The following is a 13342-nucleotide window of genomic DNA, read 5'->3' on the forward strand; positions in this document are numbered from 1 at the left end:
GTGGCGCATGGGCCTTTAGGACGGCCGGCGCGGAATGGATAAAGCAAGAAGGCCGCCCCGTTGGGAGCGGCGCCTCGAAGCCCGCCCTTATGTCGAGAAGGGCCCCAAAGGTCAACGCGGGCGTGGTCGCGACCGGTGGTTTCGCGGCTCAGGGATAGTTATGTTGACGATATGAGCCAACCCGCCTCCCCCATCGGCGTCGTCGTCACGCCTGTCACGCCGCTCCAGCAGAACTGCACGACCGTCTGGTGCACCGCCACCAACAAGGCCGCTGTGATCGATCCGGGCGGTTCCGTCGATGCGATTCTGGGAGAAGTTTCGCGGCGTGGCCTGACCCTGGACCAGATCTGGATCACCCACGGCCATCTGGACCATGCGGGCGGCGCGGCCGAGATGCAGGAGAAGACTGGTGTCCAGATCACCGGCCCACAGAAGGCCGACCAGTTCTGGATCGACCGGATCGTCGAGAGCGGAAGAATGTACGGCCTGCCCGACGCTCGCCCCTTCACGCCCGACCGCTGGCTTGAGGACGGCGACACGGTGTCGCTGGGCGAAACGACCTGGGAGGTACGCCACTGCCCCGGCCACACGCCCGGCCACGTCATCTTCTTCAATAGAGAGGCGAGATTCGCTCAGGTCGGCGACGTGCTGTTCAAGGGATCGGTCGGCCGCACCGACTTCCCCATGAGCGATCCGCCGGCCCTGATCCGCTCGGTGCTCGAAAAGCTGTGGCCGCTAGGGGACGACGTGACCTTCGTGCCGGGTCATGGGCCGATCTCTACCTTCGGTGAGGAACGGCGCACCAATCCGTTCGTCTCGGACGCCGCAATGCGACAGGCCCCGATCCGGCGTGAGCCGACGGGGCCTGCCTGAAGATTTCGCCTGGATCAGCGGCGCAAGATCATGCCGATGATCACGCCAATGCCCAAGGCATACAGGGTCGCCTTCATCGGGTTGTCCTGAATGTCTTCCTGAACACGATGCACTCGCCCCGAAATCTTTTCGCGAACCAAGCCAACGTCTTCGCGCACGGCCTGGCGGATGGAGGCGGTTTCGCCGAACGTCCGGCGTTCGCCACCGGCAAGAATGGCGTCGGCTTCGCGGTCCAGACGCTGTGTCAGATCGTCATCGTCCAGAACGATGTCATCGGATGAAGGCGAAGTAATGGGGGTGTTGGTCATATCGATCTCCGGGTTCGCACAACAAACCGACCTGACGACCGGTGGTTCCTTTGAACGTCCATGGCGGGGTCGCGTTGGGTCGGGGCAAGGAGAGAGCATCATGACCTATATCGAACCCACGCCCACCACGCCCCAGCCGGAAATTCAGCCCGAGACCACGCCTCAACCGGAAATCCAGCCGTCCGACACGCCCGACGAAGTTCCGCCCATGGAACCCGGCGGCGGCGATGAAGGTGATTCCCGTCCTTACGACGCGGCTTGAAGTCAAACCACGAAGACGTTCAGGGGTGTGACAGTAAAACAGGGTTCCGAACGGAACCGTCACCGAGTCACAGGGTTCACTTCAGCAAGCGCAACGGCAGCACTGAAAGGACCCCGATGGACAGCCAGCCCACACGACCCTCCGGCGTTTCCAAGCGAGGTTTCGCCTCCATGGACCCCGAACGTCAGCGCGAAATCGCGCGCAAAGGGGGCGCCAGCGTCCCCAGCGAAAAGCGAAGCTTCTCTCAGGATCGCAGCCTCGCCGCACAGGCCGGCCGTAAGGGTGGAGAAGCCTCGCACGGCACCAAGAAAGACGCGGACACGCCTGACGGCGAATAATCCGCTGATGCGATACAAAATAAGGGCGGCCCGTAATCGACGCGCCGCCCTTTTTCTTTGCGTTGTCGGGGCGTCGCGCGATGCGACGCCCCGAGCTGGCTCAGGCTCGAAGCAGAGCCAGGGCGACGCTGGGTTCTGGCGACACGTCGATACGTATCAGCGACCAGCCGGACGCCTTCGCCATGGCCTCGACGGTATCGGGCGTGAACTTGCGCGAGCTCTCGGTGTGGATCGTCTCGCCGCTCATGAAGCGGAACGTCTGATCACCGATATGGGCCGTCGTCGGCGTAACGGCTTGCAGATGCATTTCCATCCGTGACGCCTCGGGATTCCACACCGCGCGGTGCGTGAAGGCGTCCAGATCGAAATCGGCGTCCAGCTCGGCATTGGCTCGAACCAGCAGATTGCGATTGAAGGCGGCGGTCACGCCCTGGCTGTCGTCATAGGCGGCGACCAGGATAGCTGGATCCTTGACCAGATCGACGCCAAGGATGAACAGCGCCCCCTCCTCCAGCATCCGTCGCGCCGCCGCCAGGAAGCGCTCGGCCTCGGCAGGATGCAGATTGCCGATGGTCGAACCGGGGAAGAACCCGATGCGCCGTCCGCGCGGTAAGTCGTCCGGTAAGGGCGCCAGATGTTCGAAATCGCCCAAGACCGGCTGAACCTTCAGGCCCGGATAGTCCGCGCGGATACGGGTCGCGGCGTCCAGCAGCGCCGTCTCGCTGATATCCAGCGGCACATAGGCGCCCAGGTTGGGCACGGCGTCCAGCAGGATACGGGTCTTCTCGCTAGCCCCGGACCCAAACTCCACCAGCACAGCGTCCGGCCCGAAATCGGCGGTCAGGGCCGCAGCGCTTTCACGCAACAGCGCCGTCTCCTGCCGCGTCGGATAGTATTCCGGCAGGGCTGTTATCTCTTCGAACAGGCGCGACCCTTCGGCGTCATAGAACCATTTGGGCGGGACGGCCTTTTGGTCGCGCGACAGGCCCTCGACCATGTCGCGGCGGAATCCTGCGGTCTGCGCATCCTCCTTCGGCGCGACGGCCCTTTGCGGGGCGTCTTCGGCTAGTCTCAGACCCATGAAGGCCCACCTCTGTTGGGTGTAGTAGAAGTTCCGATACGTCACGCGGGCATGGTCGGACGGCGTAGCGAAGGCGCCGCCGCGCAGCACCATCTGATTGGCCATGAACTTGCCGTTGTATTCGGCGGCCGTGCCGGGCGTCGGCTGAAAGCCGGGGTAAGCCGCATAGGCGCTGGACGTCCACTGCCAGACCTCGCCCGACAGGTTCGAAAACTCCTCGGGCGCGATCGTCGCCGCATGTTCCCACTCCGCCTCGGACGGCAACCGTTTGCCGGCCCAGCGCGCATAGGCGTCGGCCTCATAGAAGCTGACATGGCGCACGGGCGCTGCGCTATCGACGGGGTTGCGCCCCGTCAGGCTCATAACCGTCCAGTCGCCGCCGTCGCAACGCCAGTACAACGGCGCGGTCCAGCCCTCGGTCTTCACCGTCGCCCAGCCGTCCGACAGCCACAGGTCAGGCCGGCTGTAGCCCGCGTCCTTGATGAACCTGATCCAGTCGCCGTTCGTAACCAGATCTGCGGCCAGGGCGAACGGCTCCAGCCAGACGCGGTGCGACGGCCCCTCATTGTCGAAGGCGAAGCCTGCTCGGCCATGGCCGATCGACACCAGGCCGGCCTCGAACGTGACCACGCCGCCTCGCGTCGCCTGAACGGGCGCGCCGCGCGGCTCGACCTCATAGGCTACCGGGTCCAGCGGCGAGCGCGACATCAGGTTCAGCATATCCATCAGGAACAGCTCCTGATGCTGCTGGTCGTGATGCAGGCCCAGTTCGAACAGATACCGCTGCTGCCCGCTCGACGGCCCCTGCGCCAACCAGGCGGCCATGCGCCGGTCGATCTCGCGGCGGTAGGCCAGCACCTCGTCCACCGACGGCCGGGTCATCAGGCCGCGCTTGTCGCGCGGCACCCGCTCGCCCAAGGCCTCATAGTAGGAGTTGAACAACTGCTGGAAACGCGGATCGACGGGCCGGTATTCCGGGTCCGCCGACAGGATCATCGCCTCGAAGAACCAGCTGGTGTGACCCAGGTGCCATTTGCCAGGGCTGCAATCGACCATCGACTGGGCCGACAAGTCTTCGGCAGACAGGCCCTTTGCCAGTTCGGCCATGACCGCCCGCACGGCCCTGAACCGCGCCACATCGGACGCCGCCCGCGTATCGGGCTCGAAGCGAGCATTCATGTCAGCCGTTCCGTCGCCCCACGACCCTGACCGCGCGTTTGGTCGTTCATGAAGACCGAACGTCGGCCGAAGGTCAGGGTTCCCAAGGGTTTGGGCTTATAAACCGGCCGTATTCAGCGCACCGGACGCCCGCCGTGTCTTGCATATTCCAACCGCGCAATGGTGCGATTGTGAACCTCGTCCGGGCCGTCGGCGATGCGCAACGTCCGCACCCCGGCATAAAGCTCGGCCAAGGGCGTATCGCCGGACACGCCGGCCCCGCCGAACGCCTGGATGGCGTCGTCGATGATCTGCAGCGCCATCTTCGGCGCGGCGACCTTGATCTGGGCGATCTCTGACCGAGCGTTCTTGGCCCCCGCCTGATCCATCATCCAGGCGGCCTTCAGCACCAGCAGACGGCACATCTCGATATTGGTGCGGGCCTCGGCGACCCGCTGTTCCCATATCGAATGTTCGGCCAGCTGCTTCTTGAACGCCGTCCGGTTCAGCAACCGCACGACCATCAGCTCCAGCGCCCGTTCCGCCGCGCCGATCACCCGCATGCAATGGTGGATGCGGCCCGGACCGAGCCGCCCCTGCGCGATCTCGAACCCCCGGCCCTCGCCGGCGATCAGGTTCTCGACCGGCACGCGAACGTTCTCCAGCACCACCTCGGCATGACCGATGGGCTTTTCGTCATAGCCGAACACCGACAGCATCCGCTCGATGTGGAAGCCGGGCGTGTCGACGGGCACGATCACCTGCGACTGCTGGGCGTGGGCGGCGGCGTCAAAGTCGGTCTTGCCCATGACGATGGTCATGGCGACGTTCGGATGGCCCATGTTGGTGGACCACCATTTGCGCCCGTTGATGACATAGTGGTCACCATCGCGCTCGATCCGGGTCTGGATATTGGTCGCGTCGGACGAGGCGACCTCGGGCTCCGTCATCAGGAAGGCCGAGCGGATCTCGCCCGCCATCAGCGGCGTCAGCCAGCGGTCCTGCTGGGCCGCGTCGCCGTACATGTGCAGGACTTCCATATTCCCGGTGTCGGGGGCGTTGCAGTTGAACACCTCCGCCGACCACAGGTGGGCGCCCATCATCTCAGCCAGCGGCGCATAGTCGAGGTTGGTCAGGCGCGCGCCGTGCTCCCCCGGCAGGAACATGTTCCACAGCCCAGCCTCGCGTGCTGCGGCCTTCATCGCTTCCATGACCGGTGGTTGCCGCGTCGAATCCTCGCGCACCTGGGCGAAATACTCGGCCTCGCGCGGGATGACCTGTTCGTCCAGAAAGCGGCGCACGCGGGCGTGCCAGTCCAGGGCGCGGTCGGAATGTCTGAAGTCCATGGCGTTATCCTCTTCCCGTTCGCGCCTCTGCCGGGCGCTCGATACGAAAACGGCGCGGCCCCTGATCGGGAGCCGCGCCGCCATAACTGGTCGTTCAGACCGGCATCAGCGCTTCAGCAGCGGAGCCAGCTTCTGGGCGATCATCATGTCGCCGGCGATCTTCAGCTTGCCCTGCATGAAGGCCATCATCGGGTCCAACTTGCCTTCCGACAGGGCCATGAAGTCATCCCACTTCATGGAGACGGTGGCGTCGGCGGGCTTGTCTTCGTTCGTCACCGTGTTCGGCACCGAGGCGCCATCGATGAAGATCTTGCCCTGGTCGCCCAGGTCGAGCTTGACGGTTTTGCCGAGGCCGGAGTTGTCGCCGACGGCGCCGCGGATGTGTTCGGTGACTTGTGCGAGATCGGGCATTGGGGCGTCTCCCTATAGGACGTTGTGAACTACGGGTTAGCCCGCATCGGCGAGGGCGCCAAGATCACGTCGGGTAAAGCTCGCGTCACTTCTTCGGATCGCCATCCCGAAACCGCCGTTTCCTCGCCCGCTCAGCGTCCAACGACCGGCGGAGGCCGGCGTGCCTGCGTCGCCTGTTCGAAGGCGTAACCCAGCGACAGGATGCGTGCGTCGTCCCATTTCCCGCCCAGGAAGCTCAAGCCCACCGGCATCCCCCGATCAAAGCCCATCGGCACAGTCAGATGCGGATAGCTGGCGACGGCGGCCAACTGGCTGGCCGAGCCCTCCATGTCGTCCTCATCCTTGGGATCATTGGTCCAGGCGCGCGAAGTCGTCGGGGCGATCAGGGCGACCAGGGCGACCAGGGCGACCAGGGCGACCAGGGCATTATCGCGCATCAGCCGGTCGATACCCTCGGATCCCGCCAGCCGCAGTGATGTCGCGCGCCTCCAGGTAATCAGCCGCCGTCAGATCGCCCATCGCCTGAGCGCGCTCGAAAGTGTCCTGACCAAACAACGCCGTCTCGCGCGGCTCGGCGGCGTTGAAAGCGATCACGTCGGCCAGAGTGCGGGTACGGACCTGCTCCGGGTCGGTCGAGGCCAGATAGGCGTTCAGGTCGTGCTTCAGTTCGTACAGCAGCACCTTGAACTCTGCCGCTCCGATCACCCGACCGTCCGGTCCCTCCGGCAGATCGACCAGCACGGCGCCTGCATCGCGCAGGGCCTGAAGATTCTGTTCGAACACCGCTTGGGTCTGCGGCGAATAGCCCTTCAGGAACCGCATCACCCCGACCCGCGCGCCACGAAGCGAACCGGCGTCCAAACCGGCCGCATAGTCCACCTTTCGCGCGTCGGCCTCGACCGTGGCGGGGTCGGCCGGATCGGACCCGGCGATGACCGTCAGCACTCTCGCGGCATCCCGGACCGTCGTCGCCATCGGTCCGGCGGTATCCTGGGAATGGCTGATCGGCACGATATGGGTCCGCGACACCAGGCCGACCGTCGGCTTGAACCCGACCACGCCGTTCACCGATGCCGGGCAGGTGATCGACCCGTCCGTCTCCGTGCCGATGGCGACCGGCGTCAGGCCCAGCGCCACCGCCGCCCCGCTGCCTGACGATGATCCGCACGGCGTGCGCGCGGGGTCATAGGGGTTCAGCGTCTGCCCGCCGACGGCGCTCCAGCCGCTGATCGAGTCCGACGCCCGAATATTGGCCCATTCCGACAGATTGGTCTTGCCGACGATCACCGCCCTGGCGGCCCTCAAACGGGCGACGAGAGGCGCGTCGCGACCCGGCGCATTGTCCGCCAAGGCCAGCGACCCGGCCGTGGTCGGCATGTCCGCCGTCTCGATATTGTCCTTCAGCAGGATCGGCATGCCGGAAATCGCCGACGCGCCCCGGCTGGGCGAGTTGTCCGTCCAGCGCAGCACCGCATGCGCGGTGTCGTTCGACCGCGCCGCCGCAACCACGGCGGACGCGGACGGATAGCCGCCCTGCCCGGTCGCGCAACCCGCAAGGGCCAGCGCAACCGCAGCCGCCAGAATCAGTCGGCCTTGGGCTCGGCCCGCTTGCCGATGGTCCGGTCCAGGAAGTCGAGATAGGTGCGCCATTGCTGCAGTTGCCTCGGTTCGCCGCGGACGCCGTGCCGCTGGCCGGGATAGAGCATCATCTCGAAGGGCACGCTCTTGGCCTGCAGCGCATCAATGACACGGGTCGCATTGCCGAAGATGACATTGTCGTCGGCCATGCCGTGCAGGATCAGCAGCCGCCCGGTCAGATCGTCGAGCCGCGGCAGGACGTCAGTGGCGGCATAGCCTTCCGGATTGGCCTGCGGCGTGGACATGTACCGTTCGGTGTAATGGGTGTCGTACAGGCTCCACTCGGTCGGCGCCGCGCCCGCCAGGGCCGAGGCCAAGCCGGCGTCCTTGTCCGTCAAGGTCAGCAGGCTGAGGAAACCGCCGAAGCTCCAGCCCATGACTGCTATATGGTCGGGATCGACGTACGGCAGGGTCTTCAGCCACTGCGCGGCCTGGGCCTGATCCTCGACGGCTGGAATGCCCAGGCGGCGATAGATGCTGGTCTCGAACGCCTGGGACCGGTCGCCCTCGCCGCGATTGTCCACGCGGAAGACGATGTAGCCTGCCTCGGTCAGCAACTGGTTGGTCAGGGGCTGCCAGCTCTTTTGGACGCCCGCCCCGGTGCCCGGCCCGCCATAGACCTGCATCACCACCGGATATGTCTTGGCCGGATCGAAGTCGGGCGGCGTGGTCATGCGCCACACCAGGGTCTGGCCGTGGCTCTGCATCGTGCCAAACTCGGGCGCACGCAGCCGCGAGACGTAGGGCGCGAACGGATGGCTGGCGTCCAGCCTGTTCTCCTCGATCCAGCGCACGCGCGTGCCGTCGATCCGGTACAGGGCCGATTGGGTCGGCGTCGCCGGATCGGAATAGTTGCCGACATAGGCCGTCGCCGGCCCGTTGACCGACACACTCCACCAGCCGCCGCCCGGCGTCACCGCCACCGGATCGACCGTGCGGTTCAGATTGGCCCGGAACATCTGCTGCTCGATGGGCAGTTCCTTGCCGTCGCGCATCGAGGCGGTGAAATAGACCTCGCCCGTCTGCTCGTTGACCCCGTCCAGATGTTTGACCGGATAATCGCCGCGCGTAATGGCCCGCAGCCGGCGCCCATTGCGGTCGTACAGATACAGGTGCCGCCAGCCGCTGTCCTCGTTGGACCAGATGAACCGCCCGTCCGACAGCACGCGGAAATCGTCGTTCAGGTCGACCCAGGCCGACGCCTTCTGGCTCAGGATCACCCGCGACGCGCCGGTGGTCGGATCGACGCTCAGCAGATCCAGCGTCTTCTGATCGCGCGACTGACGCTGGACGTACAGGGTCTTGCCGTCGCCGGACCAATTCACCCGCGCCAGATAGATGTCGGTGTTGGCGCCCAGGTCCACCTTGACCCGTCCCCCGCCCTGCAGGTCGCGCACATACAGTTCGACCACCGCATTGGGCCGGCCCGCGCGAGGATAGCGCTGCTCGACCATGGTCGCGCCGCCGCCGCTGATCTCGAAGCGCGGCACGATGTCCACCGGGCTTTCGTCCACCCGCGTCATGGCGATGTAGCGTTCATCCGGGCTCCACCAGTATCCGGTGTCGCGATCCATCTCTTCCTGGGCGATGAACTCGGCCGTGGCCCAGGTGATCAGGCCTGCGCCGTCGTCGGTGATCGGCGTCTCGCGGCCGCTCGCCAGATCATAGACGACCAGGTTCTGATCGCGGACATAGGAGACGTAGCTTCCCTTGGGCGACACCTTGGCGTCGATCTCGTCGGCGGGCGTCTCGGTCAGGCGGCGCACCTTGCCGTCGGCCCGATTGGCCAGGAAGATGTCGCCTTCCAGCGGCGCCAGAATGTAGCGACCCTGCTGATCCCACGAATATTCGACCACGCCGCGCGCGCTGATCCGCATCCGCTCGCGCCGCGCCTTCTCGGCCTCCGACAACTCGCCTGCGTCGGGAACCAGCGCCCGCGCGTCGATCAGCTTGTAGGGTTCGCCCTCGCCGGTGGGCGCCGCCCACAGATCCTGAACGTCCACATTATCCTCTCGCGAGCGCAGGAAAGCGACCAGATGCCCGTCGGGCGACAGGCTGACCCCCTTGGCCACCGGCCCGTTCAGGCTGGGGCTCGAAAACACCCGTTCGGGCGTCAGGATGTTGGAGGGCGTCTCCTGGGCGAGTGCGGAACCGGCCGACAGAAGGATGGTCGAGGCGAGAAGGACTGTGCGCATGGCCCGGGACGCTAGCCGCGCTTCTGCAAGCCGTCACGAGGAAAAGTGGTCGCCGCACGAAAGGCTTTTCCTTCCCTGCGAGGGGTTCTCAGATTAGAGAGACCGCACGATGACAGACGCCGCCCTCTCCCCCGCTCCCGTCAAGGCCAGCCCGTTCAACGAACTTGAGGTTCTGTGGGTCCGCCACTGGACCGACAGCCTGTTCAGCTTCGGCGTGAAACGGCCCGACGATTTTCGCTTCCGCTCAGGCGAGTTCGTGATGATCGGCCTCCCGGGTGCCGACGGCGGCAAACCCGTCCTGCGCGCCTATTCCATCGCCAGCCCCAACTGGGCCGAGGAGCTGGAGTTCTTCTCCATCAAGGTCGCCGACGGCCCCCTGACCTCGCGCCTGCAGAAGATTGTCGCCGGCGACACCGTCCTGATGGGCAAGAAGCCGACCGGCACCCTGGTCCTGGACGCCCTGACTGGCGGCGAGCGCCTGTTCCTGATCGGCACCGGCACGGGGTTGGCGCCGTGGCTCAGCGTCGCGCGCGACCCGGACACCTATTCCCGCTTCGGCCATGTCTATGTGATCCACACGGTCCGCAGCGTCGCCGACCTGGCCTATCGCGACTTCTTCACCCGCGAGATCCACGACGACCCTCTGATCGGTGAAGAGGCGCAGGCCCAGCTGACCTACTACCCCACCGTGACCCGCGAGGATTTCGAGACTCCCAGTCTTCTGAAAAAGGGCCGCATCACCGACCGCATCAAGTCCGGCGACTTCTTCCGCGACCTTGGCCTGCCCGACGGTTTCGATCCCGCCCGCGACCGCGCCATGCTGTGCGGCTCCATGGCCATGATCAAGGAAGCCGGCGAGCTGCTGGAGACCTATGGCCTCAAGGAGGGCTCGAACGCCGAACCCGCCGACTATGTCCTGGAACGCGCATTCGTCGGTTGAGACAGTCTGACGGCTTGGCTTGCGCGGCCTGACCCGCTAACCCCACCGCCATGTCGAAGCCCGCTCTTGTCGCCGTCGATCCCCGCATCGATCCCGCCGAATGCCAGTCGATGGCTGATGTCCGCCAGGGCGTCGACGCCCTTGACCGCGCCCTGGTCGCCCTGCTGGCCGAGCGTCAGCGCTACATGGACGCCGCCGCCCGCATCAAGCCCGACCGCGACGCCGTCTTCGACCAGGCCCGCATCGACGACGTTGTCGCCAAAGTCCTGATCTCCGCCGAAGCCCACAACCTCTCGCCCGACATCGCCGAACCCGTCTGGCGCCTGCTCATCGACCGCTGCATCGCCCACGAGTTCGCGACCTACGACCGGACGCGCAGCTAGGCTGCGCTAACGCCAGCCATCCTATCGGCGAGAGAAGTTCGGCCTCATTTCAAGCGCTTGAGTCGCAACAGCGTCAATCGACCTGACGCCTCTTCGGAAGCCCCTATAATGCGAGCCAGTCTTTGACATCGCTGCGCGCCGCCTGCCGAAATTGCACTTTCTTGCACTTTGCACGCGTTTTCGGAGTGCAGTGCAATTTCGGGCGGCGGCCGAAGTTGGACTCACTTGGACACTTGGACTGTTTTTCCGAGTCCAACTTTCGCCTCGACAGCCTCAGGCCCTGAGGCCTCGCAGCATCAGTTCGTGGCGATAGGCCGCGACATCGGCCAGCGCCGCCTCCAGCGCATCGCGTACCCGCTCCACCGCCGGCGCGGCCAGCGTCTGGTCCGCCGCTTCCGCCTCGGCGCAGATCGCCGCCAGGTCTCGCGCGCCGATGCCCGCCGCCGCGCCCCGGATCGTATGGACCCCGTCGCGCCAGCCCTCGGCCTTGGGGTCCAGCATGACCGACCACAGGCCGGCCTGGTTCACGAACAGGCCGAGCACTTCCTCGTTAATGGCGTCGTCCCCGCCCGTCATGCCGTTCAGCACGGCGAAATCGACCGCGCCCGTCAGATCGCGCAACGCCATCAGGCCGCCGTCTCCTCGCCCTTGGCCAGGCGCGAGTTCTTGGACGACCACAGCAGATAGATCGCCACACCAATCACGTTCCAGATCAGGAACCCGATCTGCGTCACCGGCTTCAGGCTCAGGAAGAAGATGATGCAGCCGATCACGCTGACCGCGCCGACCAACGGCCACAACGGCGCCTTGAACACCCGTTTGCGGCCCGGCTCGCGGATGCGCAGCACGATCAGGCACACCCCAACCGAGCAGAACGCCGCCAGCGTCCCGGCGTTCGCCAGCGACGCCAGCTCGTCCAGCGGCAACAGCCCAGCAAGGATCGCCACCACCACGGCGGTGAACACCGTCACCACCGCCGGCACGCCCCGGCTCGACACCTTGGCAAGACGACGCGGCAACAGGCCGTCGCGCGCCATGCCCAGGAAGATGCGGCTCTGGCCGAACAAAAAGGCCAGCAGCACGGTCGGAAGCGCGATCACCGCCGCCGCCGCGATCCACTGGGCCGCCGTCCCCTGCCCCATCTGGCGCAGAATCAGGGCCAGGGGCTCAGGGCTGTCGGCGAAGCTCGCCACCGGTCGCGCGCCGATGGCGGCGGCCGCCACGACCAGATACAGCGCCGTGCAGATCAGCATGGAGCCGACGATGCCGATGGCCAGGTCGCGCTCGGGCATCTTGGTCTCCTCCGCCGCCGTCGAAATGGCGTCGAACCCATAGAAGGCGAAGAAGATGATCGCCGCCGCGGCCATCACGCCCGTCTGAACGAAAGGCGCGCCGAAGCCGTTGGGCATGAAGGGCGTGAAATGCTCGGGCTTGAAGGCCGGCAGGGCGATGGCCACGAACACCACCAGCGCCGCGATCTTGATCAGCACCAACACGGCGTTCAGCGTCGCGCTTTCCTTGGTGCCCAGCAGCAGCAGGCCTGTCACCACGCCGATGATGGCCACCGCCGGCAGGTTGATGATCCCCCCCGCATGCGGCCCGGCGACCAGAGCCAGCGGCAGGTCGATCCCCAGCCCGCTCAGAAAGCCGACCGCATAGCCGGACCAGCCCACGGCCACGGCCGAGACCACCAGCGAATATTCCAGGATCAGGCTCCACCCCACGACCCAGGCGATCATCTCGCCCAGCACGGCATAGGAATAGGTATAGGCGCTGCCTGCCGTCGGCATCATGGTCGACAGCTCGGCATAGGCTAGGGCCGCACAGGCGCACACAATACCCGCTAGACCGAAGCTGATCAGCACCGCCGGACCCGCCAGACCCGCCCCCACGCCGATCAGCGTCAGGATGCCGGTGCCGACGATGGCCCCGACACCCAGAGCCAGCAGATGCGGCCAGCTCAACGTCGGCTTCAGCCGCGGTCCGTCGTGCGGCGCCATCATGACATCGATCGATCGACGCCGGTTCCAGAAGGCCATGATGCTCGCTCCCCGCCGCTTGCCGCGGCTGATTCCACGGGGACCATACCCCGCCGAAGAAAGTTTGCGAAAGCGCTTGCCAACCCCCGAACCGCTGGGTAGTAGGAGCGCCCTTCGGCAAGGCCACTGGCCCCCGAAGACGCAGACGATCGGTCGGGTGATTAGCTCAGTTGGTAGAGCAGCTGACTCTTAATCAGCGGGTCGTAGGTTCGAACCCTACATCACCCACCATCGTCTTTCCTCGTTTCCCAATAGCTTGAACCTCTTGGATTTCGCGCAGCGCGGCTTAAATGCCGATGCCCTCTGCTGAACGGAATCCACCCATGGCCGACTACGACTACGACCTCTTCGTCATCGGCGCCGGTTCGGG

At 65.8% G+C, this 13342-nt stretch carries 12 protein-coding genes, 1 tRNA gene and 1 pseudogene; 6 read left to right on the forward strand and 8 right to left on the reverse strand.

Features of this window, described 5'->3' with window-relative positions:
* Nucleotides 1-171: 171 nt before the first annotated feature.
* Nucleotides 172-873: an MBL fold metallo-hydrolase gene (locus WC597_RS16215; RefSeq protein ID WP_372694993.1), complete on the forward strand. Its 702-nt coding sequence runs from the start codon at nt 172-174 to the stop codon at nt 871-873.
* A 14-nt stretch (nt 874-887) separates the two neighbouring features.
* On the opposite strand, the gene WC597_RS16220 is transcribed toward WC597_RS16215, so the two are convergent.
* Nucleotides 888-1181, reverse strand: a complete 294-nt coding sequence (locus tag WC597_RS16220; RefSeq protein ID WP_372694995.1) for a hypothetical protein — start codon at nt 1179-1181, stop codon at nt 888-890.
* Between the two features lie 100 nt (nt 1182-1281).
* On the opposite strand from WC597_RS16220, the gene WC597_RS16225 reads away from it, so the two are divergent.
* Nucleotides 1282-1443 (forward strand): hypothetical protein, encoded by a 162-nt coding sequence (locus WC597_RS16225; RefSeq protein ID WP_372694997.1) that lies wholly within the window; start codon nt 1282-1284, stop codon nt 1441-1443.
* A gap of 116 nt (nt 1444-1559) precedes the next feature.
* Nucleotides 1560-1781, forward strand: a complete 222-nt coding sequence (locus WC597_RS16230) for a general stress protein (protein ID WP_159851068.1) — start codon at nt 1560-1562, stop codon at nt 1779-1781.
* A 100-nt stretch (nt 1782-1881) separates the two neighbouring features.
* Here the strand turns inward: WC597_RS16230 and egtB are convergent, their stop codons facing one another.
* The 5 genes and pseudogenes from egtB to WC597_RS16255 form a co-directional block, all read right to left on the reverse strand.
* Complete coding sequence (egtB, locus tag WC597_RS16235; protein WP_372694999.1) at nt 1882-4041, reverse strand: ergothioneine biosynthesis protein EgtB; 2160 nt, start codon at nt 4039-4041, stop codon at nt 1882-1884.
* Between the two features lie 113 nt (nt 4042-4154).
* Entirely contained in the window at nt 4155-5366 is a 1212-nt protein-coding gene (locus WC597_RS16240; RefSeq protein ID WP_372695001.1) for an acyl-CoA dehydrogenase family protein, read from the reverse strand.
* Between the two features lie 105 nt (nt 5367-5471).
* Nucleotides 5472-5777 (reverse strand): SCP2 sterol-binding domain-containing protein, encoded by a 306-nt coding sequence (locus WC597_RS16245; RefSeq protein WP_372695003.1) that lies wholly within the window; start codon nt 5775-5777, stop codon nt 5472-5474.
* Nucleotides 5778-5908: 131 nt separating this feature from the next.
* A pseudogene (locus WC597_RS16250) lies at nt 5909-7427 on the reverse strand (amidase).
* Complete coding sequence (locus tag WC597_RS16255; RefSeq protein ID WP_372695005.1) at nt 7361-9610, reverse strand: DPP IV N-terminal domain-containing protein; 2250 nt, start codon at nt 9608-9610, stop codon at nt 7361-7363. The pseudogene WC597_RS16250 and the gene WC597_RS16255 overlap by 67 nt, the downstream one beginning before the upstream one ends.
* A 109-nt stretch (nt 9611-9719) precedes the next feature.
* Between WC597_RS16255 and WC597_RS16260 the strand changes: the two genes are divergently transcribed.
* Nucleotides 9720-10550 (forward strand): ferredoxin--NADP reductase, encoded by an 831-nt coding sequence (locus WC597_RS16260; RefSeq protein ID WP_372695007.1) that lies wholly within the window; start codon nt 9720-9722, stop codon nt 10548-10550.
* Between the two features lie 50 nt (nt 10551-10600).
* On the forward strand, nt 10601-10933 hold the full coding sequence (locus WC597_RS16265; RefSeq protein WP_372695009.1) for a chorismate mutase: 333 nt from the start codon (nt 10601-10603) through the stop codon (nt 10931-10933).
* A gap of 273 nt (nt 10934-11206) precedes the next feature.
* Here the strand turns inward: WC597_RS16265 and WC597_RS16270 are convergent, their stop codons facing one another.
* On the reverse strand, nt 11207-11560 hold the full coding sequence (locus WC597_RS16270; protein ID WP_372695011.1) for an Hpt domain-containing protein: 354 nt from the start codon (nt 11558-11560) through the stop codon (nt 11207-11209).
* Entirely contained in the window at nt 11560-12972 is a 1413-nt protein-coding gene (locus tag WC597_RS16275) for an amino acid permease (protein WP_372695013.1), read from the reverse strand. The genes WC597_RS16270 and WC597_RS16275 overlap by 1 nt, the downstream gene beginning before the upstream one ends.
* Before the next feature lie 155 nt (nt 12973-13127).
* Between WC597_RS16275 and WC597_RS16280 the strand changes: the two genes are divergently transcribed.
* Nucleotides 13128-13203, forward strand: a tRNA-Lys gene (locus WC597_RS16280).
* Nucleotides 13204-13342 lie beyond the last annotated feature (139 nt).

It is taken from the genome of Brevundimonas sp. (genome assembly GCF_041648115.1).
GTDB lineage: Bacteria > Pseudomonadota > Alphaproteobacteria > Caulobacterales > Caulobacteraceae > Brevundimonas.